The sequence below is a fragment of the Janthinobacterium sp. PSPC1-1 genome, assembly GCF_049897625.1.
In the GTDB taxonomy this organism is placed as follows: domain Bacteria; phylum Pseudomonadota; class Gammaproteobacteria; order Burkholderiales; family Burkholderiaceae_D; genus Janthinobacterium; species Janthinobacterium tructae.
Window position 1 is genome coordinate 308053 of sequence record NZ_JAFCWP010000001.1, and the last position, 22608, is coordinate 330660.

The window sequence follows — 22608 nt, forward strand, 5'->3', positions numbered from 1 at the left end:
CAGTCGCCGCCAGAGCTGAAACTTGCTCAGGAAACATGGTAGGGGGAATGACTTTGCCCCACAAATGACTTCTTTTGCGATGTCAATACCGATTCCGGTATCCCTGCAGCATTCATGCGCCCTGGCGGCGCACTGCGCGTTGTCGAATCCGGCGCGTGCTGCAGCGGAGGTGTCAGGCGGCGCAGCGCGCGTCGCTGTGCGCCAGCCAGGCCATGAAGTGCGCCTGCGGCATGGGACGGGCAAAATAAAAGCCTTGCAATTCATCGCAGCCGGCGTGGCGCAGCACGTCGGCATCGGCCGCGCTTTCCACGCCTTCGGCGGTGACCGTCAAACCCAGGGTATGGCCCAGGCCGATGATGGTTTTCGTCACGGCCAGGTTTTGCGGCGAACCGTGGATGTCCTGCACGAAGCTCATGTCGATTTTCAGCTTGTCGAGCGGGAAGCGGCACAGGTAGTTCAGGCTCGAATAGCCGGTGCCGAAGTCGTCGATCGACAGCGCAAACCCCAGCGCCTTGATGGCGTGCAGGGTGGTGATGGTGTCGTCCACGTTGTCCATCAGGATCGATTCGGTCAGTTCGAATTCGATCTGTCCTGGCGTGACGGGAAACTCGCGCAGCACCTCGCGCAAGGTGGCCACCAGGGTACCGCTTTTCAACTGGATGGCCGACAGGTTGATCGACACGGCGATCTCGCCCGCGCCCGCCTCGCGCCAGGCCAGCTGCTGGCGGCAGGCTTCGCGGATGACCCATGCGCCGATGGAGACGATCAGGCCCGATTCCTCGGCGGCGGGAATGAAGCTGTCGGGCGCGATCAGGCCGTGCTGCGGGTGCTGCCAGCGGATCAGGCTTTCCACGCCATTCAGGCGGCTGCTCTGCGCATCGACGCGCGGCTGGTAGTACAGCACCAGTTCCTGCCGCTCGATGGCGTGGCGCAGGTCGCTTTCCAGGTGCAGCTGCTGCAACTGCTGCTCCTGCATCTGCGGCGTGAACATGCGCGCATTATCGCGCCCGCCGCTCTTGGCCTGGTACATGGCCGCATCGGCGTGGCGCATCAGGGTATCCATGTCGTCGCCGTGATCCGGATAGATGGCCACGCCCACGCTGCACGAGACATACAGCGTGCTGCCTTCCACCAGGTGCGGCTGGCGCATGGCCGGTATCAATCGCGTGTCGAGCAGCGCGCCGATGGCTTCTGCGTCACCGATGCCGTTGAGGATGACGACGAATTCATCGCCGCCCAGGCGGCTGACGGTGTCGCCGTCGCGTACCAGCTGCAGCAGGCGCTTTGAGACCGATTGCAGCAGTGCGTCGCCCACGTGGTGGCCAAGCGCGTCGTTGACGTGCTTGAAGCGGTCCAGGTCGACGAACAGCACGCCCACCTTTTCACCGCTGCGGCGCGCCTGCGCGATGGCGGCCGCCAGGCGCAGTTTCGACACGTGGCGGTTCGCCAGGCCCGTGAGCGCATCGTGGTGGGCCATGTGCTCGATCTGCCGCTCGCTGGCCTTGCGTTCGCTGATGTCGAGCGAACTGGCGATGAAATGCGTGGTGACGCCATCGAGGTCGCGCACGGCGTTCATCACCAGCCAGGCGGGATAGCTTTCCATCGATTTGCGCTGCACCGAGATTTCTCCCTGCCAGTAGCCGCGCCGTGCCAGGGTCTGGCGCAGGCTGTCGAGCTGCTCATGGCTGTTTTGCGGCGACAGCAGGAAGGCCGGGCGCTTGCCGATCAGCTCCACCATCTCGTACAGCGAATGGCGGCGGAAGGCCTGGTTGACGGTGATGATGCGCATGTCGGCATCCATCACGATCAGGCTTTCAGCCGATGCCTCGAAGACCTTTGCCCACAGTTCCAGGCGCGATTCCATCAGCTTCATCTTGTTGATCGGCGTGAAGGTGGACAGCACGGCGCGCTGGCCCTGGTAGTCGATCAGGCGCGCGGAAATCAAGGCCCAGGTGGGCGTGCCGCCGCCGCTCCAGCACACCTCGAACTCATCGACGGCACCCAGGTCGCTCAAGCGCTGGAAGAAGCGCGAACGGGCTTGCGGACTCATGCCGCTCACCCAAGGATCCAGTTCCAGGCCGCCCTGCCACGCGTGCGCGGCCTGGTTCGCGTGCAGCACCTGGTGATGCGGGATCGAGGTGACCATCAGCGGGATGGGAATGGCGTCGACCAGCTGGCGCTGCGCGTCGGCGGCGCTGGCGCGCGCCACCAGGTCTTGCTGCGCCATGCGCTGGAAGTCGAGCTGCTGCAGCATGGTATTGAAGGCGCTGACCAGGCGCCCCGTCTCGTCCTCGCTGTCCCAGATGGCGCGCAGGCTATGGTCGCCCGTTTCGCGCACTTCTTGCGCCACGCGCGCCAGGCGGCGGATGGGCAGGGCGATCTGCCGCGCGACGAAAAACACCAGGCCCAATATCAGCACCAGCAGCAGCACGGCTGTGCCCAGGTGCAGCCACATGCGCGTGAAAAAGCCGTCCACGCGCAGCTGGATCAGGCGGTGCAATTCGTTTTCCGCCGCGCGCCAGGCCTGCTGCAGGGCCGCGACGGCCGCCGCATCGTGCCGCAGCAGCGCGGCGTTGCCATTCGCATGTGCCGGCGTGCCGGCCAGCGCCTGTGTGCTGGCGCGAAACTGCGCCACGGCTTGCTGCAGGGCCGCGCGCGAGCCGTCCAGGTGCCGACGCAGCAGCGGTGTGCTGGCCGCGAACGCCTCCGTGTAGTCGCTGCCGATGCCACCCATGGTGGCGTCCATGCGCCCTTCGAGGATCAGGAACTGGGTCTGCAGGCGCTGGCGCTGCGCGCCTTCGGCTGTCGCCAACTGCAGGGCCAGGTCCCGCGTGCTGTTGATCACTTCCAGCAGTTCGGGAAAGCGCAGGATCACCAGCGACATGGTGTAGTAGCTGTCCAGGTCCGGGTCGAGGATCAGGTTCGACTGATTGCCCACGCGTGTAAGCAGTTCGCGTCCGGCCACAAAGGCGGGCGAGGGCGCCATGCCGTCATGTGCCGCTGGCGTGCCGCCGGCCTGGCGCAACAGGGTGGCGAATTCCCCGCTCAATTGCGCGCTGCGCATGCCTGCGCCGAACTGGCGCTCGGCCTGCTCGATGGCGGCGGCTTGCGCGTCCGCTTGCGCCGTGCTGCGCGTCAGTGGCAGCAGCGCATCGCGGATGGCGGCGATGTAGTCGTTGCCCGCCATCTCCTTGCGCGAGAAATCGATGGCGATGTATTTTTCGTTGATGAGGATGCCGGAAATGAAGATGACGGCGGACAGGTCGAGCAAATAGATCAGCGCCAGTTTGCGCCCCACCGTCAATTTTCCGATCATGCGCGAGATTCTGCCCACCATACCTGCCCCACCTTCTCGTCAGCCGATTTTATGTTTTCTTATAAGCAATTTTCATGCCTGAACTTACAGGCTGATAAGGTCGATGCGGGGCGTTTTGGGCTGTGCGTGCCCCATGCTGGTGCGGAAAAGCGGTGTCAATGAAAAAGGGCGGCCCGCAGGCCGCCCTCGTATGCCATCAGGCTGCGTTTACGCTTCGGCGACGCGCTTGGCGATGTGCGCCAGCGCTTCTTCCACCTGGTCGATCAGGATCAGGCACAGGTCGCCTTCGTTCAAGCGTGCCAGGGCCTTGTCGATGGCGACGAATTCGCCGTTGATTTCATCGATATGGCTGGTGCGCTTGGCACCGTTCAAGCCCTGGCGCAGCAAGGCCACCACTTCGCCGTCGGCGCGGCCGCGCTGGCACTGGTCCTGGTACAGCAGCACGTCGTCGAAGGCGGCGCCGAGGATTTCCGTCTGCTGGCGGATGTCTTCGTCGCGCCGGTCGCCGGCACCGCTGATGACCACCGAACGGCGCTTGGCCGGCATGCTTTCCACGGCCTGCACCAGCGCCAGGATGGCGTCCGGATTGTGGCCATAGTCGGCGATCAAGGTGGCGCCCTTGTAGTCGAATACATTGAAGCGGCCGGGCGCGTTGTCGGCTTCATTGGCAAAGGTTTTCAGGCCCAGCGCGATGGTTTTCCAGTCCAGGCCCACGGCCCAAGCGGCGGCCAGCGAAGCCATGACGTTGTCGACCTGGAAGCCGATGGCGCCGTTGCGCGTGATCGGCACTTGCGACAGGGCGATTTCGTGGCGTTCCTTGCCCTGTGCGGCGACCAGATTGCCATCTTCCACGTACACCACGCGGTTGCCCTGCGCGCGGTGCGTGGCCATCACGGGATGCGTCTTGTCGGCGGCGAAGAAGGTCACCGTGCCGCTGCAATTCTTGGCCATGCGCGCCACGGCAGGGTCGGTGGCGTTCAGCACGGCCACGCCGCTGTCGGCCACGTTCTGCACGATCACGCGTTTCAATACCGCGAGGTCTTCCACGGTGGTGATGTAGTTCAGTCCCAGGTGATCCCCGGCGCCGATATTCGTCACCACGGCGACCTGGCAGCGATCAAAAGCCAGGCCTTCGCGCAGCATGCCGCCGCGCGCCGTCTCGAACACGGCGGCGTCCACGTCCGGGTGCAGCAGCACGTTGCGCGCGCTGCGCGGACCGCTGCAGTCGCCGCTGTCGATCTGGCGTCCTTCGATGTACACGCCATCGGTGTTGGTCATGCCCGTGCGCAGGCCCGAGGTGGTGAGCAGATGGGCGATCAGGCGCACGGTGGTGGTCTTGCCGTTGGTGCCCGTCACGGCAACGACGGGGATGCGGCCATCGTCGCCCTCGGCGAACATGGCGGCGATGATGGCTTCACCCACGGGACGCGGCTTGCCGAACGACGGCGCCAGGTGCATGCGCAGGCCCGGTGCGGCGTTCACTTCAACGATGCCGGCGTTCTGTTCTTCCAGCGGTTTCAGTATGCTTTCGGAGACCACGTCCACGCCGCAGATATCCAGGCCCACCATGTGCGCGGCGGCGACGGCGCGCGCCGCCACTTCCGGGTGCACGTCGACGGTGACGTCGGTGGCCGAGCCGCCCGTCGACAGGTTGGCGTTATTGCGCAAAATTACGCGCTGGCCCACGGGCGGCACGGATTCGGCCACGTAGCCCTGCTTGGCCAGGCTGGCCAGGGCGATGTCGTCGAAGCGGATTTTCGTCAGCGAGGTGGCGTGGCCGCTGCCGCGGCGCGGGTCCAGGTTGACCTGGTCGACCAGTTCGCGCACCGTGTGCTGGCCGTCGCCCACCACTTGCGGCGGGTCGCGGCGGGCGGCTGCCACCATCTTGTTGCCGATGACGAGCAAACGGAAATCGTGGCCCGGCAGATAGCGTTCGACGAGGATGTCGTCGCGGAATTCCTGCGCCGCGAGGAAGGCAGCCGTCAGCTGTTCGCGCGTGGTGACGTTCACTGTCACGCCCTTGCCCTGGTTGCCATCTTTTGGCTTGACGACGACAGGCAGGCCGATCTCGCAGGCGGCGGCCCAGGCGTCGTCCGCATCGATGGCGACACGGCCGTGCGGCACGGGCACGCCGGCCGAATCGAGCAGCTTCTTGGTCAGTTCCTTGTCTTGCGCGATGGCTTCGGCAATCGCGCTGGTGCCGTCCATTTCGGCGGCCTGGATCTTGCGTTGCTTGCTGCCCCAGCCGAACGTCACCAGGCTGCCTTCGGTCAGGCGGCGGAACGGGATGTTGCGCGCCACGGCGGCGTTGACGATGGCACCCGTCGATGGACCGAGGCGCACGTCTTCATCGAGTTCCTGCAACTGGTGCAGGGCGCCGGCCAGATCGAATGGCGCATCGTCGAGCGCTGCGCGGCACAGCTGCTGCGCCAGTTCCAGGGCCAGGCGGCCGACGGCTTCTTCCGAGTATTCGACGACGACCTGGAAGATGCCCGTTTCCAGGGTCGGCGTGGTGCGGCTGAAGGTGACGGGGCAGCCGGCTTGCGCCTGCAGGCCCAGCGCCGCCAGTTCCAGCACCTGCGCCATCGGCGCGGCGTTGTAATTGCCCAGCGGTTGCAGCGGGCTCAGTTGCGGAAAGCGCGCGCGCAGGCGTGCTTCGAAGCCGGGCAACTGGGCGATGTCGAGTTCCTGCGTGGTGCAGGAAACAATGGCTTCCACGGCGGTGTCGTGGCTCCAGAGATTAGGGCCCCGCAAGGCCCGTACGCGAGATACTTCCATAATTAAACCGTAATCCTGTTGTGTTCTTGTGGGCCCGGCCGTCCTGGCCGGGCTTGAGTGCTGCTTTGCCTGTTGCCGATTAATTCCCGATGCAGCCGGGTGCGGCGTCAAACGTGCGCAAACCCGCGCAGATCAGGTCGACGGGCAGGTTCATGGCCCAGGCGGCGGCCGCGACGGCCAGCACGCTGTCGACATTGCCGGCCGTGGCCGGTTTCAGCAGATCCAGGCACAGCAAGACCGTTTCGATGCCGCCTTCGGCCAGCACGATGTGGTTGCCGCGTACGAACACGGCGCGCTGGCCGGCGGCCAGTTGCGCCGCGATGGCGGCCAGGCTGCCATCCTGCGCATACAGGGTCACTGTGCCGTCGCACAGCTCGGCCAGTTCCAGCACGTGGGCGTTGGCGGCGTTGAGCACGGCCACGCCCGTCGGCACCACCACGTCGACCTGGCTGCGCACGGCCTTGTACAGGCCAGCATCGTCGAGCACGTCGAAATCCTTGACGCTCTCCAAACTGCCCATGTCGGTGACGATGCCGATCTGGCACTTGTCATAGGCCAGGCCTTCGGCCAGGATCATGCGTGGATTGCTCTCGAACAGGGCCGTCTGCACGGTGCGGTTGAGCAGCAGGCGCTGGCCCGCGTCCCAGTTCACGCAATCGCTGCTGACGACTCTGCGCTGGTCCAGGTACATGCCTTCGCTGCAGACGGCGCCCGTGTGCAGGCCCGACAGGTTGAGCAGTTTGCACAGCATGCGCACGATCAGGCTGGCGCCGCGCGTGCCCGTCACGCCGATCAGCGGAATGCGGCCCGTTTCCTCGGCGGCGAACAGGTGGTCGACGATGGCCGCGCCGACAGGGCGGCTCTGGCCCACGCCCGGCTTGATGTGCGCCAGCAGGCCGGGGCTGGCATTGACTTCGATGATGGCGCCGCGCTGCTCTTCCAGCGGACGCGTGATGTCGGTGGTGACCAGGTCGATGCCGGCGATATCCAGGCCCACCACGCGCGCGGCGAGCAGGGCCGCATGCACGACGGACGGGTGCACGTCGTCCGTGACGTCGATGGCCACGTTGCCGTTCGGCTGGATCAGCACTTTCTGGCCCGCCTGCGGCACGGACAGGGCGGTCATGCCCTGGCGCTGCAGTTCCAGCACGATTTCGCCCGATTCATGCGGCTTGACGGTGCCCAATGGAAAATCTTCGCCTTCGCCGCGACGCGGATCGATATTGATCTGCGTGTTCACCAGGTCCAGCACGCTCGAGACGCCATCGCCGTCGACCCACAAGGATTCGCCCTTGGCGGCCGCGATCAGCTTGTTGCCGACGACGAGCAAGCGGTGTTCGTCGCCCGTGATGAAGCTTTCCACCAGCACGGCCGAGCTGTCGCCCTTGCGCGCGGCCAGTGCGTAGGCTGCTTTCACGTCCGCTTCCGTCATCAGGTTGAGCGACACGCCGCGGCCGTGGTTGCCGTCATACGGTTTCACCACGACAGGCACGCCGATGTCTTGCGCTTCTTCCCAGGCCGCTTCGGCGCTGCGCACCAGGCTGCCTTCAGGGACGCGCACGCCGCACGATTTGAGCAGGAATTTGGTCAGGTCCTTGTCGCTGGCGATGCCTTCGGCAATCGCGCTGGTGCGGTCCGTTTCGGCCGTCCAGATGCGGCGCTGCGCGGCGCCGTGGCCCAGTTGCACCAGGTTGCCGTCGTTCAGGCGCAGCGAGGGGATGCCGCGCTCGGTGGCCGCATCGACGATGCTGGCCGTGCTCGGGCCCAGGCAGCGCGCATCGACCATGTCGCGCAGGGGCGCCAGGGCCGCTTCCAGGTCGTAGGCTTCATCGTTGATGGCGGCCATCAGCAGTTCGCGCGCGGCGGCCAGGGCCGCGCGGCCCACGTGCTCTTCACGCGTGCGGAAAGCCATCTTGTAGACGCCGCGCTGGCTGGTCGAGCGCGTCTGGCCGAAGCCCGTGCGCATGCCTGCCAGGTTTTGCAATTCCAGCACCACGTGTTCGAGGATGTGCGCCGACCAGGTGCCTTCGCGCAGGCGCTCGAAAAAGCCGCCCCGTTCGCCCACGCCGCAGCGGTGCTCGATCATGCCCGGCAGCCATGCCACCAGGCGCTCGTACAGGCCGGGCAGGGTATTGGATGGATAGTCTTCCAGTTCGCCGATGTCGACCCAGGCTTCAATCACCGGGCGATACGTCCAGATGTTGGGGCCGCGCAAGTGGGTGACGCGGGCAAATTCGATGTTCTTCTTCTTGATCATGTAAGTGGTTTCTTGATAACAAGCCAGGCGTCTGGGCGCCAGATACTTTATGGTGGCTCTACAGAGTCTTTTCAGGCTCGTGCTTGGTTCTTTATCCCGGGTATGCGCAGTGTGCCACTTTTAGCGGTCCCTTGTCGCGTTTGCTTCTCGTATTCTGCTGCTGTTGTCATTCTAATTGTTACTAAATGTTGCCTTACTTGTTATAAAGATACCGACTCCGGGCCAAGCTGGAGCATTTGCGCAACAGCGCGCTGTTGTATACTTGTCCCTGGTCGATGGCCGCTCATTTTTTTGCGCCGTTTTGCCATCATTCCTTACTGGCAGGCATCCATTCGATACAATACAGGAAATTGCCACTGGTGCATCTACCTCGCCATCGCGCAGTACACAAACATTGATCGGGCGTCTGCCCCATCCCCCAAATCCCGCCCTGAAGGGCTTGGCCTCGAGCCGGAGTATGCTTTACGATGACAACTGAACTGAGTGTTCCTGCAACAACTATTCCCCTCACCTCGCTGCCGGCGCCGGTAGCAGAAGCCTGGCTGGCGGAGGTGGAGAGCAACCTTTCTCCAGGGGAGAACGTTTTAAGTAGCGTTGAGGTTGACCTCGATGCGCGATTACGTTTCACAAAAGGCATAATTGTTGTCACCGAGAAGCGTTTGCTGGCCCGTTCACCGGGCGATACCGACTGGAAAAGCTGGTCTTTCCGCCCTGGATTGCGCCTGACGCACCACGACCACGCCGGTGTCGGCCACCTGGAACTGTTCGATGACCACGGCCGCCTGGCCTCGTGGCGCTTCACCCTGGGACAGAACCTGCATGCGATCCGCGTGCTGGAACAGTTCGTCGAGCGCCTCGACAGCCACCTGACGGGCCAGCCCGTGCTGCAAGCGGAACAGGAAGTGTGCCCGAGTTGCAAGGCGCCTCTGGAGCCGGAGCAGGAAGAATGCCCGATCTGCGCCAAGGTGCTGTACACGCCGCCGTCCACCTGGACCCTGTTCCGCCTGTGGCGCTTTGCCCACCCTTACCGTGGCCAGCTGGCCCTGGGTTTCATGCTGATGCTGCTGAGCACCGCCGCGCACATGATTCCGCCCTACCTGACGGCGCCGCTGATGGACAATGTGCTGATCCCGTATCAGAACGGCAAGCATATCGACCCGTGGCTGGTGGTGTACTACATGAGCGGCTTGCTCGGCTCGGCCCTGCTGGCCTGGCTGCTGGGCTGGGGCAAGACGTATGTGCTGGCCCTGGTGTCCGAACGCATGGGTGCCGACCTGCGCTCGGCCACGTATGAACACCTGATGAAACTGTCGCTGGAATTTTTCGGCGGCAAGCGCACGGGCGACCTGATGTCGCGCATCGGCAGCGGCAGCGACCGCATCTGCGTCTTCCTCTCGCTGCATTTGCTCGATTTTGCCTCCGACGTGCTGATGATCATCATGACGGGCGTCATTCTGTGGTCAATGAACCCGTGGCTGGCCATCATGACCCTGGCACCCTTGCCCTTCATCGCCTGGATGATCCACCTGGTGCGCGACCGCTTGCGCACGGGCTTTGAAAAGATCGACCGCGTGTGGAGCGAAGTGACCAACGTGCTGGCCGATACCATCCCTGGCATTCGTGTAGTAAAAGCGTTTGCGCAGGAAAAACGCGAAGCGGCACGCTTCCGCGACGCCAACGCGCACAACCTGGCCGTCAACGACAAGTTGAACAAGGTCTGGTCGCTGTTCTCGCCCACCGTCTCGTTCCTGACGGAGATGGGCTTGCTGGTCATCTGGTGCTTCGGCATCTGGCAATTGTCGCGCGGCGAAATCACCGTCGGCGTACTGACCGCCTTCATCGCCTACAGCACGCGCTTCTACGGCCGCCTCGATTCCATGAGCCGCATCGTTTCCGTGACGCAGAAATCGGCGTCCGCCGCCAAGCGCATCTTCGACATCCTCGACCACGTGTCGAGCGTGCCGGAACCGGCGCACCCCGTGAAACTGGAGAAGATCGAAGGCAGGATCGATTTGCGCGAAGTCGGTTTCCGCTACGGCAACCGGGCCGTCAACCGCGGCATCACCCTGAACATCAAGGCTGGCGAGATGATCGGCCTGGTGGGCCACAGCGGTTCGGGCAAGAGTACGCTGGTCAACCTGATCTGCCGCTTCTATGACGTGTCGGAAGGGGCGATTTTGCTCGATGGCGTCGATATCCGCTCGTTCGCCGTGTCCGACTACCGCCGCAATATCGGCTTGGTGCTGCAGGAGCCGTTCCTGTTCTTCGGCACCATCGCGGAAAATATCGCCTACGGCAAGCCGCACGCGTCGCGCCAGGACATCATCGCCGCCGCGCGCGCCGCGCATGCGCACGAATTCATCCTGCGCCTGCCGCAAGGCTACGATTCGATGGTGGGCGAGCGTGGCCAGGGCCTGTCCGGCGGCGAACGCCAGCGCATCTCGATTGCCCGCGCCTTGCTGATCGACCCGCGCATCCTGATCATGGATGAAGCGACATCGTCGGTCGATTCGGAAACGGAAAAAGAAATCCAGAAGGCGCTCGATAACCTGGTGCAAGGCCGCACGACGATCGCCATCGCGCACAGGCTGTCGACCTTGCACCGGGCCGATCGCCTGGTGGTGCTGGATCGCGGCCAGGTCGTCGAAGTGGGCAGTCACGATGAACTGATGGCGAAAGAGGGCGCCTATTTCCGCCTCTACGAAGCACAGGCGCGCAACAACGAACTCGCCCTGGATGACAAGGAATAAGCATGGCCAGTACAACTTTTACATTAAGCCGCGACACCTTCGGCAAGCTGGTGATGACGGCCGAAGACGGTCAGGTTTTTGACGGCGTGGCGCCCGTGCGCGCCTTCCCCATCCAGTCGCCCGACGAAGGCATTTCGCTGGTGCTGGGCAATGGCAAGGAAGTGGCGTGGATCGAACGCCTCGACACCTTGCCGGAGCCGGCGCGCAGCCTGCTGCAGGAAGAGCTGGAAGGGCGCGAATTCATGCCCGAGATCGCGCGCGTGAAAAGCGTTTCCAGCTTTGCCACGCCATGCACCTGGCATGTGGACACGGACCGGGGCGAGACGCAATTCGTGCTGAAAGGCGAGGAAGACATCCGCCGCATCGGCGCCACATCGCTGCTGATTGCCGACAACCACGGCATCCACTTTTTGATACGCGACATGTTCAATATCGACAAGACGACGCGGAAGATTTTGGATCGATTCCTGTAGGAAACGCCCTGAATGCGGTGCAGTGCCGCCGCTCATGCCGTTCAGCCTGCGCTGAACGGCATTTTTTTTGGCATGAGCAAACCTTGTGATTTGCCTCATTTGAGCTATACTGATGTCTTAAAGGAGGCGATTATGGCGCAGCAAGTTGATATTCCCGTCCCGCTCCAGCAAGCGAGAACGCTATACGAGGGCATGGCGCTGTATGGCTTTGACACTGATGCGCGCATTGCGCTGATACGGCGGGGCATCCCAGCTTCGACGATCAGCCGCTTGTCCGCGCGCATGGGCATGAGCAAGGAATTCCTGTTGTCCAGCCTGGGGTTGTCGCGTGCCACCATCAGCCGCAAGGAGAAAGACGCCAGCTTGCTGTCGAAGGATGAATCGGAGCGCGTACTGGGTGTTGAAACCCTGATCGGCATGGTGCAGGCGATGGTCGAACAATCGGGCGATCCCGTCGGCTTTGACGCGGCGCGCTGGGTCTCCGATTGGCTGAGCAAGCCGCTGCCTGCGCTGGCGGGCGCGACGCCGGCCAGCTATATGGATACCTTCGAGGGACAAAAACTGGTGGTGCAATTGCTGTCCATGACGCAGAGCGGAGCCTATGCATGAATGTGCTCTGGCGTATTGCCGTCGAGACGCCAGCCTATCCCGCCAGTGACCTGAGCGGCACCGGCGCGAGGATCACGGGCGGCCGCTGGAACAGCCAGGGCGTCCCCGTCGTGTATTGCTCGACAAGTATCGCCCTGGCCACCCTGGAAACCGTGCATTACCTGCGGGGTGGCGGCCTGCCGTTCAACCGTTACCTGGTGCGTATCGCCATTCCCGATGTCGTGTGGAATGCGCGCCAGGTACTCGACCCATTTCCCGGCGGCTGGGATGCCATACCGGCCGGCTTGTCGGGCAAGCGGGCCGGCGATGGCTGGATCGCAGCGGGAAAATCCGCCTTGCTGCTGGTGCCTTCCGTGATCGTGCCCGACGAATACAATGTCTTGCTCAACCCCTGCCATGCCGATGCCGCGGCGGTCACCGCCAGCACCGTCAGGCGGTGGAGCTACGATCCCCGGTTTTTCCCTTGACGCAGGCTTACTGAAACGCCACTTCCGCAAAGCTGCGCAATTTGCGGCTGTGCAGCCGGTCCACGCCCTGGCGGCGCAGCAGTTCCACGGCGCGGATGCCGATGCGCAGATGCTGGTCGACGCGCTCGCGGTAGAAGTGGTTGGCCATGCCGGGCAGCTTGATTTCGCCGTGCAGCGGCTTGTCGCTCACGCACAGCAGGGTGCCGTACGGGACGCGGAAGCGGAAGCCGTTGGCGGCAATCGTCGCGCTTTCCATGTCCAGCGCGATGGCGCGGCTCTGGCTGAAACGGCGTTCCGGCGTGCGCTGCGGCAGCAGTTCCCAGTTGCGGTTATCCGTGCTGGCCACGGTTCCCGTGCGCATGATGTGTTTCAAATCATGCCCCGTCAGCTGGGTGATTTCCGCCACCGCCGTTTGCAGCGCCTGCTGGATTTCCGCCAGCGGCGGAATCGGCACCCACAGCGGCAAGTCTTCGTCGAGCACATGGTCTTCGCGCACGTACGCATGCGCCAGCACGTAGTCGCCCAGGCTTTGCGTGGTGCGCAAGCCGGCGCAATGACCGAGCATCAGCCAGGCGTGCGGGCGCAGCACGGCGATATGGTCGGTGATGGTCTTGGCATTGGCCGGTCCCACGCCGATATTGACCATGGTGATGCCGCTGCCATCGGCGCGCAGCAGGTGATACGCGGGCATCTGCGGCAGGCGCGGCGGCGCGGCGCCCAGCGCATCCTCGCTTTCCACCGTCTGGCCGACCCTGCGCGTGACCACATTGCCCGGTTCGACAAAGGCGATATAGCCGTCTTCGTCCGATGGTGCTTGCGCGTCGGGCGCGCGGTCCATCATGGCGTGCCCCAGGCGGATGAATTCGTCGATGTAGAACTGGTAATTGGTAAACAGGACGAAGTTCTGGAAATGCTGCGGCGAGGTGCCGCTGTAGTGGCGCAGGCGCTGCAGCGAGTAATCGACGCGCGGCCCCGTGAACAGGGCCAGCGGCTGCGCTTCGCCATGCGCCGGTTCGTGCGTGCCGTTGGCGATGCCGTCGTCCATGGCCGACAGGTCGGGCAGGTCGAACAGGTCGCGCATGGCCAGGCGGCGGCCCGCATCCATATTGCCTTCGATATGGTCATGCTCGGCGAACGAAAAATGCACGGGGATGGGCTGGGCGCTGACGCCCACTTCCAGGTGGACATTCTGGCCGCCGTTATGGTTTTTCAGCAGCAGGGTGAACTGGTCGAGGTAATAGTCGCCGAACAGGTCGGGGCGCGTCAGGGTGGTTTCAAACACGCCGGGACCGGCGACAAAGCCGTAGGCCAGCGGCGAGTCGGCGCGCGCCACAGTGTCGGTCTGGATGCGCACGAAGGGGTAGCAGGCGCGTACGCGCTCGTGCATGTCTTCGCCGGCGACAAAGCGCTGCAGCGCATCGCGCAGGTGTTCGATGCTGCTGCGGTAAATGGCTTGCACTTGTTCCAACGCCAGGCGTGGATCGTCGAAGCGGGAGGAGGCGATGAAGGGGGGCGTAAGCAAGCGGATTCTCCTTTAGCGGTTCGTGCATATCATTGTAAGGCAGCGGGGCAAGTCGCGTTGGATGCGTTTCTTGCCTGGCGGGGCCGCTTGACGGATTCAAATAGAATCTGTATTCTATTTGAATGGTCAGACTCGCAAAATTCAACGAAAACAACTTCATCGACAGCGCGATTGCCGTCGCCGCCCAGTGCGGCGTGGCTGCCGTGTCGATGGCCGCCATCGCCGTCAAGGCCGGCGCGCCCATCGGCTCCGTGTATCACCGCTTCGATTCGCGCAACGCCATCCTGGCGCGCGCCTGGCTGCGCGTGAAGAGCGATTTCCGCGAGGAAGTGGCCAGCCGCTGGCTCGGCGGCGATACCTGGGCCGGCGTGCACGGCTTGCTGGACTGGTGCCGGCGCAAGCCTGTATATGCGCGCTTCCTGCTGCAATGCGCGGACAGCCCCGATTTCAGCAGTGGCCTCAGCGAGCAATTGCTGGCCGCCGTGGAAGAGGAGCAGGCGGCGCTCGACGCCTGCTTTGTCCGCTGCGCCGAAGCCATGCCCGCCACCACGCAGCTGGACCTCGATCACATGCTGCTCAAATTCGTGCTGATCGACGCGCCCGTGGCCGTCGTCAAGCCTTACCTGACCCAGGAGCGGCCGATACCGGCCAGCGTCGACGCCATGCTGCGCGCTTCGCACGACGCCGTGCGCGGCTGGGCCGCCCACGCCACATCACACTAACAAAGAAAAGAATCCCCATGCGCTATTCCACCCAGCTTGAACACGGCAAGAAAATCCCCCTGCACGACGAAGAAGGTTTCATCGGCATGCGCGCGGCCGGCCGCATCGCCGCCGACACGCTCGACTACATCGCGCCTTTCGTGAAACCGGGCGTCTCGACGGCCAAACTCGACGCCCTGTGCGAAGAATTCATGCGCGCCGCCGGCGCCATCCCCGGCACCATCGACTACCACGGCTACAAGCACGCCAGCTGCATCTCCGTCAATCACGTGGTCACGCACGGCATCCCGTCGGAAACGAAAATTCTGAAAGTGGGCGACATTCTGAACATCGACGTGACGCCGAAGTTCCAGGGCTGGTTCGGCGACACCAGCCGCACCTTCAAAGTGGGCGCCGTCTCCATCCTGGCCAACCGCCTCGTCAACACGGCGTATGACGCCATGATGGCCGGCATCCATACGGTGCGCCCGGGCGCGACCCTGGGCGACGTGGGCGCCGCCATCGAGGCGGTGGCTAGGGCGCAGGGCTTTTCCTCTGTGCGCGACTTCTGCGGCCATGGCGTGGGCCAGGTCTTCCACGACACGCCGCAAGTGCTGCACTATGGCCGCGCCGGCACCGGCATCGTGCTCGAACCGGGCATGATTTTCACGATTGAACCGATGCTCAACGTGGGCAGCTACCAGGTCAAGGTCTTGCCCGACAAATGGACGACGGTGACGAAAGACCGTTCGCTGTCGGCGCAGTTCGAGCACTCGCTGGCCGTGACGGAAACGGGCTTTGAAATCTTCACCCTGACCGGTTTGCCGGACCCGCTGGTCTGAGATGCACAGCGCCAGCCTGACGCAGCGCCTGCTGAACCAGCACCGGCACGACGCCGAAGATGCGCTGCAGCAGGTGGCGCTGGCCGTGCAGCAGCAGGAAGGCATCCGCAGCGACAGCGTGCTGCGCCTTGATCGCATCGGGGCCCTGGCGCCGCCCGTCGCTGGCGTGGTGACGCTGGCCGAGTGGCTGGCCTATGTGGACTGGGAAGGCTTCGACAGCGCCCTGTACGCGAACATTGAAGCGGTGGCGGTGCTGATCGCCGATGACTTGCTGCTGCCCGAGGTGGCCGCCAATCTGCTGCAAACGCGCGATGCAGCTGTGTTTGAATCGCAGCGCCCCGCGCTGGCGACAGCAGCCTTGCTGTTCATCGAACGCCACATCGCGCTCTTTCCCGGATAGCGGCGTGGGTCTTACAATGGCGGCAAGCACTGTTGCCCCATTTTGAAGACTTCCGCATGAGCGATTTTCCCGAAGATATCTACACCGAGCCGTCCGCCGACGTGCACACCCTGAACAACCTGGGCCCATTGACGGGCATGGCCGGCATCTGGACGGGCACGCGCGGCCTGGACGTCAAGCCGAAAGCGGACGGCCCGCGCAAGCAGGCTTTCGTCGAGCGCATCGAACTGCAGCCGATCGACCCCGTCACCAATGGCCCGCAGCTGTTCTACGGCTTGCGCTACTACATCCACATCACCAAGCCGGACCAGGTAAAAACCTACCATGAACAGGTGGGCTACTGGCTGTGGGAGCCGGCCACGGGCGCCGTGATCCAGACCCTGGCCATCCCGCGCGGCCAGATCGCCATGGCGTCCGGCACGACGACGGCGGACGCCACCAGTTTCGAACTGGTGGCCAAGCGCGATTCGACGGCGTACGGCATCTGCTCAAACCCCTTCCTCGAACACGCGTTCACCACGGTCGAATATCGCATCAAGGTCGATATCCACGCCGATGGCACCTGGGGCTACGATGAAGACACGGTCATGCTGATCCGCGGCAAGGACGAGCCGTTCCACCACACGGACCGCAATCTGCTGACGAAAATCGGCGAGCCGACGCCGAACCCGATGGCCTTGCAGGCGCTGGCGGCAGCATAAAAATCGGAAGCGGCGGTTCTTGCCGCCATTCTGTTGGAGCGCCTGAAAAATGCTCAGGGCTAGGCGCGTTGCCGCAGGCAGTACGAACGTACGGCCAGGCAATGCAACAACGCCATGGGCTTTTTCTCAGGTGCTCCTTAAGGCTGTCCCTGGGCGACGGCCTTGATCGCGCGCTCCTCGCCCATGGCGGCGGCGATCTTCCAGCGCTGCATGGCGCTGGCGCGGTCGGGGCGTTTCAAGCCCGCGCCTTCCCAATCCATCAAGCCAAGATTGTAGATATCGCCCGCGCTGCCCTTGTCGGCGGCCTGGGTGAACCATTTGCGCGCTTCCGTGTGGTTGACGGGGATCTGGTAGCCGCGCACATGATACAGGCCCAGCAAATGCATGGCTTGCGCATTGCCCTTGTTGGCGGCCTGTTTCAGCAGGTCCAGGCCGCGCGCCATGTTGCGCGGCTCTTGCCAGCCTTCGGCCAGCATCACGCCCTTCGCCGTCAGCGCATAGCTGTCGTTCTTCAGCAAACCCTTGCCGACCAGGGGCTTGGCGGCCACCTGGCGCGCCTCGCGCTGCTGCACCGTTGGCGCCGTGGCGGGGCCGGGTTTGCCTTCGCCCATCAGCAGCATCCAGCCATATAGCCCATACGCGCCCGCGTCGCCCTTGCCGACCAGGCTTTCCAGCATAGCCAGTGCCTGCACCTTGTCGCCATTTTCGTACAGCTTGACGGCCTTGGCGCTGCTCGCGTCCTGCGGTATGACGGCCGGTGCATGCGGCGCGACGGGGGCCGAGGCCATGGCCGTTTGCGGTGGCGCAGAAACCGGGCGCACGCGCACGGGCAAGCCATAGCTGGCGGCCAGCACGGCCAGGCTGGCCGGGGCGAGGACCAGCACTTGCGCCAGCTGATTGCGGCGGCCCTTGCCGGCGATGCCCATGGCGCGTGCGGCTTGCTGCTCGCCGCCCAGCGCTTCGCTGAGCACGGCTTTGACCTTGCGGTTGAACAGCCAGTAGCCGGCGCCCGTGACGAGCAGGCCGGCGACGGCGGCGGCACCGCGTCCGGCAAAGAACCAGGTGGCGATGGCGGCGGCCAGCGCGGCCAGCGCGCTTTTCCACCAGAATTGCTTGGCTAGCCGCGTGTAGACCTGGCGCAAGGCACCGAGCACGCAGGTGCGCACATTCTGCGCATACTCGGCGGAGACGACATCGACGTGTGCGTGGTCTGCCTCGCCGCTGAGGACAGACTCGATCACGTCCGCATTCAGTTCCGAGGCGGCCACGTCGCGCAGCGGCGTGAGCAAACCCTGCACATGGGCCGAGAACAGGCCGTCGTCGGCGCTGCCGGCCAGCGCGTCGCTGAGCGCCTTGAGGTCGCCGCGCAGCAGCTTTTCCACGATGTCGTCCAGTGTCAGCCAGCGCAAGTCGGTGCCGTACGCCACCAAGTGGTGCTTTTCGGCGTTGCACGATGCGTCCAGGCGCACGATGCGCAGCTTGCCTGCGTACAGGGCGTCGACTTCCTGCGGCTGGTCTTCATTGTAAATGCTCACTTTCGCCAGGGCCATGCTGCTGGCAATGGCCGCCAGTGAGTGCACGCTCTCCTTGTCGCGGATGCGGCGCGCGTCGTCGGGCGCCTGCTTGGGCAGGCTGACGCTGTAGCCGGGTGCCACGTGTACGTCGACCCAGGCCGCCTTGCCCACCTTGCCGGAGCCGTCGCAGGGGTTGCAGCGCAAGTCACCCACGCCGCTGCAGGTACGGCAGGTGACACTGCCGCTGGCGCGGCAAGTGCCGCAATTGATGTTGCCGGAACCGTGGCAGCTGTTGCACGTGACCTTGCCGTAGCTGCAATGGTAGCAATTGCGATGCTCGGTGCGGTATTGCGTGCGCGTTTCGCTGTGGTAGCTGGTGTGCGAGCTGCCGTTGCTGTAGGTGATAGTGGGCACCTGCACCGTCACGTAATCGGTGACTTGCTCGGCGACCGAGCCGCTGCCGCTGCAATACGAGCACGACACCTTGCCGCTGCCGTAGCAGCCATACGCGTCACAGCTGACGGTGCGCCCGCCGTGGCAGCTCCAGCACGTTTCCGTGGTCAAGCCGTGGCAGGTGTGGCAGCTGATGCGGCCTTTTCCATGACAGTTGTTGCAAGTGTCCAGGTGCCAGTACTTGACGGCGTGCGGCAGGTAGACGCCTGCCTCGATGCCATTGTAGGCCTGGCCCGCCTGGCGCAAGGCATTGTCGAGCTTGCCGGCCGCGCGGCGCAGCCGCTCCTTCTCCTGCGCGTGAGCGAGTGCTCCCACCTCGTGGAGGCCACCCTGGCAGCGGGAGTCATTGCCCGCTGGCGCGAAGTAGCCATTGATGACGCGCTGTTCGAAGTGCGCTTCGAGCGCGTAATTGGCTTGCAGGGAAAAATCCTGCAGCACGTCTTCCTCGCCCAGCGGCGTGATGTCCTGCGGCTCAAAACGCGTCTTGTCCTGCACCAGCGTGCGCAGCTTGCCCAGCACGGTGGGTATGTCTTCCTTGTCGAGGCGGATGGGCGCTGGCGCCGTCGCGGCTGTCTCCGTCACCTGCGGCGCATCCTCGCTGCCTGGGGTGTCATGGGCCGTCTCGGTGCTGGGGTTCATGCGCGTCCTTTTGCTCTCTGGAAAGATGTTTGGATTTTAGCATCCTCATATGACAAACCATGACAAAGCGGACCGGCTTTTTCAGCGCAGGCCGCGGCGGAACTGATCCGGCGTGCCGCCGCTCTGGCGGCGAAACATGGCGATGAAGGCCGAGGCCGTGCTGTAGCCCAGTTCCAGCGCGATCGCCTGCACGGTGTCGCCCTGTTCCAGCAGGGGCAGGGCCGCCAGGAAGCGCTGGCGCTGGCGCCATTCGCCGAACGGCATGCCCAGTTCGCGCTGGCAGCGGCGCGCCAGCGTGCGTTCGGTCACATGCAATTGCGCGGCCCACTCGGCCAGTGAGCGGTTACTACCGGGGTCCGCCTGCAGGGCGGCCAGCAGCGCCGCGATGACGGGCTCGTCGCTGCCGGGCAGGTAGTTGCGGCTGCACGGCGCCAGCTGCAATTGGTCGACCAGCACTTGCGCCAGGCGCTGGTCGGCCAGGGTGGCGGGCGTGGTGACGCCCCTTTCGGCGAAGTCGCCGAGTATGGCCTTGAGCAAGGGACTCAATACCAGCGCGCACGGCTGCGCCGGCAGCTGCATGCACAGGCTGGCGTCGATGTAGGCCGAGTGAAACACGACATCCTGGCGGATATAGCCGTCGTGCAAGGTCTCGGGCGGTATCCACACGGCGTACTGGGGCGGCGACAGGTAGCGCTGGCCCGCCACCATGATTTCCATCACGCCCGTGGAGCAATACGTGAGCTGGCCCCAGGGATGGCTCTGGTAATCGAATTGCTGGTGTGCGTGATAATCGTCGAGGCGAAAGTACACGGGATAGGGCAGGGCGTCGGAAACGGCGGGAAAATGCTGGTTGCTGGCCATCTTGTCCTGTTCTTTGCATCGTTTGTCCGGTTTTCATTATATCCATGGAATCGGACCATGCGAAAATGGCCGTCATTGAATAGTGGAGTTACTTGCATGAAAGCCAAGCATTATCTGTTTCCCGTGATTGCCGTGCTGATCTGGGCCATCAATACCATCGTCAGCAAGATGGCTGTCGGCGTGATCGACCCGGCCGCCATCTCGTTCTACCGCTGGCTGCTGGCCGGCGTGCTGCTGGCGCTCGTGTTTGCCCGCCCCGTGTGGAAACAGCGGTCCGTGGTGAAACCGTATCTGGGGAAGCTGTTTGTGTTGGGCATGCTGGGCATGGTCATGTACCAGTGCCTCGCGTACATCGCCGCGCAGACGACGACGGCCACCAACATGGGCATTCTGGCGTCGATGATGCCGCTGCTGGCCGTGGGCTTGTCCGTGCTGGTGTTGAAAGAGGCGCCCACCGTGGGCGGCGTGTTCGGTGGCCTGGTGTCGCTGCTGGGACTCGGCTATCTGCTCAGCCATGGCGACCCGGCCGCGCTGCTCGCCCATGGCGCGGCCGTGGGCGACGCCCTGATGCTGCTGGCTTGCCTGTCGTATGCGGCTTACGGCGTGCTGCTCAAGCGCTGGAAGATTCCCATGAATAACTGGCATTCCTTGCTGATCCAGGTCTGGTGCGCCGTGCCCGTGCTGTTCGTGTATTACCTGAGCCAGTCCGCGCCGCCCGTCACCAGCGCCGGCTTGCCGCTGGTGCTGTTTGCCGGCATCCCCGCCTCGATCATCGCGCCGTTTTTGTGGATGCACGGCCTGGCCAAGCTGGGCCCCAGCCGTGCGACGACCTTGATGAATTTGCTGCCCGTGTTCACCGTGATCATCGCCATGCTGTTCCTCGGTGAAACCTTGCACAGCTATGATGTGATCGGTGGCGGCGTGACCCTGCTGGGCGTGCTGATGGTGCAAACCCTGAAACATCCATTGCGCCGCCGCGCCAGCGCCTAAGTAACCCCCAATAAATTATTGTGATTTCTGACTTCCATAACCGGCGCTCTGCAGCGTTGCCCGCTGCTAGCAGTGCTTGCACTGCGTCGCAACAGGCGCCTTGCATAGCATCCGGTTCTGTTCGTCATAAATTCACACTAATTTCCCGAGGATTACTTGATTTTTTTGCTATGCTGATGCTTTGAACAAGGAGACAGCATGCACAGCATCGATACCCTGTTGAGCGAACTGGAAGCGTTCGGTCTGGCCAATGATGCTGAACATGCCGAGCGCGCCAGCCGCATGCTCAACATTACGCGCGATACGGGCGAATTGCTGGCCGTACTGGTGCACGCGCGCGGCGCGCGCCGGGTGCTGGAAATTGGCACCTCGAACGGCTATTCCACCCTGTGGCTGGCGCGCGCGGCACGCTCGCTGGGCGGCAGCGTGGTGACGGTGGAAAAGGCGCAGGACAAGTTCGACATGGCGCATGCCAACTTTGCGCGCGCGCAATTGCAAGGCGTGATTGGCCAGCTGCTGGCGGATGCGGGCGACGTGCTGCGCGATGCGGCCGATGGCGCCTACGATTTCATCTTCCTCGATTCCGCGCGCCAGCAATACGCCCTATGGTGGCCGCAGCTGGACCGCGCGCTGGCGGCCGGCGGCGTGCTGGTGGTCGACAACGCCAGTTCGCATTACGCGGACATGGCGGAGTTTATCGAGGCCATCCGCGCCGACAGCCGCTATACGGCCTGCCTGGCCACCGTCGGCAAGGGCGAATTCATCGCCGTCAAGTCCGGCAACTGATTACTTACTCTGCGACGATGGCTGCTTCGAGCACGCGCACCAGTGATTCGACGCCTTGCGCGTCGATATCATCGAAGCGGCCGACCAGGGGGCTGTCGAGGTCGAACACGCCGATGATCTGGCCGCTCGCAAACACGGGCACCACCAGTTCCGAGCGGGAATTGACGTCGCAGGCGATGTGGCCAGGAAACGCATGCACATCCTGCACGACGATGGACTTGCCTTCGACCACCGTGGTGCCGCACACGCCGCGGCCCTTCTTGATGCGGATGCAGGCCGGCTTGCCCTGGAACGGTCCCAGCACCAGTTCCTCGCCTTTCAGGAAATAAAAACCGGCCCAGTTCAGGCCCGGCATGGTGTTGAAGACCAGCGAGCTGAAGTTGGCCGTATTGGCGATGAAGTCGGTTTCGCCCGACAGCAAGCCTTGCAGCTGCGAGCGCAGGTCCGCATACATGGCTTGCTTGGCTTCTGGGGTATCGGTGGCGTAGGCGGCGTCGCTGAGGGTAAACGTCATGGTCGTGGTGGCGCTTAAAAATGGGGAAGGTGTCA

Annotated in this window: 17 protein-coding genes; 10 read left to right on the forward strand and 7 right to left on the reverse strand. The window is 64.0% G+C overall.

The features are described 5' to 3' along the window. Positions 1–172: 172 nt before the first annotated feature. From ACP7EG_RS01385 to cphA (ACP7EG_RS01395), 3 genes are all read right to left on the reverse strand, one after another. Positions 173–3316 carry an EAL domain-containing protein gene (locus ACP7EG_RS01385; protein WP_426086119.1) on the reverse strand — a complete coding sequence of 1048 codons (3144 nt, stop codon included), beginning with the start codon at positions 3314–3316 and terminating at the stop codon, positions 173–175. A gap of 207 nt (positions 3317–3523) precedes the next feature. Further along, the gene (cphA, locus tag ACP7EG_RS01390; RefSeq protein ID WP_426086120.1) at positions 3524–6094 is read right to left on the reverse strand and encodes a cyanophycin synthetase; all 2571 of its coding nucleotides are present in this window, start codon (positions 6092–6094) and stop codon (positions 3524–3526) included. A 79-nt stretch (positions 6095–6173) separates the two neighbouring features. Further along, complete coding sequence (gene cphA / locus ACP7EG_RS01395; protein WP_426086121.1) at positions 6174–8351, reverse strand: cyanophycin synthetase; 2178 nt, start codon at positions 8349–8351, stop codon at positions 6174–6176. A 467-nt stretch (positions 8352–8818) separates the two neighbouring features. On the opposite strand from cphA (ACP7EG_RS01395), the gene ACP7EG_RS01400 reads away from it, so the two are divergent. The 4 genes from ACP7EG_RS01400 to ACP7EG_RS01415 all read left to right on the forward strand — a co-directional run bounded on the left by ACP7EG_RS01400 (position 8819) and on the right by ACP7EG_RS01415 (position 12650). Continuing rightward, positions 8819–11101: an ABC transporter ATP-binding protein gene (locus ACP7EG_RS01400; protein ID WP_426086122.1), complete on the forward strand. Its 2283-nt coding sequence runs from the start codon at positions 8819–8821 to the stop codon at positions 11099–11101. Positions 11102–11103: 2 nt separating this feature from the next. Continuing rightward, entirely contained in the window at positions 11104–11574 is a 471-nt protein-coding gene (locus ACP7EG_RS01405; RefSeq protein WP_426086123.1) for a DUF1854 domain-containing protein, read from the forward strand. A gap of 132 nt (positions 11575–11706) precedes the next feature. After that, positions 11707–12183 (forward strand): antitoxin Xre-like helix-turn-helix domain-containing protein, encoded by a 477-nt coding sequence (locus ACP7EG_RS01410; RefSeq protein ID WP_426086124.1) that lies wholly within the window; start codon positions 11707–11709, stop codon positions 12181–12183. Continuing rightward, positions 12180–12650 (forward strand): RES family NAD+ phosphorylase, encoded by a 471-nt coding sequence (locus tag ACP7EG_RS01415; RefSeq protein WP_426086125.1) that lies wholly within the window; start codon positions 12180–12182, stop codon positions 12648–12650. Before ACP7EG_RS01410 ends, ACP7EG_RS01415 begins: the two co-directional genes overlap by 4 nt. 7 nt (positions 12651–12657) lie before the next feature. On the opposite strand, the gene ACP7EG_RS01420 is transcribed toward ACP7EG_RS01415, so the two are convergent. After that, positions 12658–14172, reverse strand: a complete 1515-nt coding sequence (locus ACP7EG_RS01420; RefSeq protein WP_426086126.1) for an AMP nucleosidase — start codon at positions 14170–14172, stop codon at positions 12658–12660. Between the two features lie 122 nt (positions 14173–14294). On the opposite strand from ACP7EG_RS01420, the gene ACP7EG_RS01425 reads away from it, so the two are divergent. The 4 genes from ACP7EG_RS01425 to ACP7EG_RS01440 are packed head-to-tail and all read left to right on the forward strand — an operon-like array spanning position 14295 to position 16816. Continuing rightward, complete coding sequence (locus ACP7EG_RS01425; RefSeq protein ID WP_426086127.1) at positions 14295–14894, forward strand: TetR/AcrR family transcriptional regulator; 600 nt, start codon at positions 14295–14297, stop codon at positions 14892–14894. A gap of 17 nt (positions 14895–14911) precedes the next feature. Next, positions 14912–15715, forward strand: coding sequence for a type I methionyl aminopeptidase (gene map / locus ACP7EG_RS01430; protein WP_426086128.1), 804 nt, complete (start codon positions 14912–14914; stop codon positions 15713–15715). Between the two features lies 1 nt (position 15716). After that, positions 15717–16115: a hypothetical protein gene (locus ACP7EG_RS01435; RefSeq protein ID WP_426086129.1), complete on the forward strand. Its 399-nt coding sequence runs from the start codon at positions 15717–15719 to the stop codon at positions 16113–16115. Positions 16116–16171: 56 nt separating this feature from the next. Continuing rightward, positions 16172–16816, forward strand: coding sequence for an FABP family protein (locus ACP7EG_RS01440; protein WP_426086130.1), 645 nt, complete (start codon positions 16172–16174; stop codon positions 16814–16816). 137 nt (positions 16817–16953) lie between these two features. Here the strand turns inward: ACP7EG_RS01440 and ACP7EG_RS01445 are convergent, their stop codons facing one another. Next, a complete protein-coding gene (locus ACP7EG_RS01445; protein WP_426086132.1) occupies positions 16954–19422 on the reverse strand; it encodes a hypothetical protein in 2469 nt (822 codons plus the stop codon). Between the two features lie 81 nt (positions 19423–19503). After that, positions 19504–20283 carry an AraC family transcriptional regulator gene (locus tag ACP7EG_RS01450; RefSeq protein ID WP_426086133.1) on the reverse strand — a complete coding sequence of 260 codons (780 nt, stop codon included), beginning with the start codon at positions 20281–20283 and terminating at the stop codon, positions 19504–19506. Positions 20284–20379: 96 nt separating this feature from the next. On the opposite strand from ACP7EG_RS01450, the gene ACP7EG_RS01455 reads away from it, so the two are divergent. Both ACP7EG_RS01455 and ACP7EG_RS01460 read left to right on the forward strand, forming a co-directional pair. Continuing rightward, the gene (locus ACP7EG_RS01455; RefSeq protein WP_426086134.1) at positions 20380–21273 is read left to right on the forward strand and encodes a DMT family transporter; all 894 of its coding nucleotides are present in this window, start codon (positions 20380–20382) and stop codon (positions 21271–21273) included. 198 nt (positions 21274–21471) lie between these two features. Then, the gene (locus ACP7EG_RS01460) at positions 21472–22059 is read left to right on the forward strand and encodes an O-methyltransferase (RefSeq protein WP_426086135.1); all 588 of its coding nucleotides are present in this window, start codon (positions 21472–21474) and stop codon (positions 22057–22059) included. A 4-nt stretch (positions 22060–22063) separates the two neighbouring features. Here ACP7EG_RS01460 and ACP7EG_RS01465 read toward each other — a convergent pair whose 3' ends face one another. After that, complete coding sequence (locus ACP7EG_RS01465) at positions 22064–22573, reverse strand: GAF domain-containing protein (RefSeq protein ID WP_426087118.1); 510 nt, start codon at positions 22571–22573, stop codon at positions 22064–22066. Positions 22574–22608: the final 35 nt, after the last annotated feature.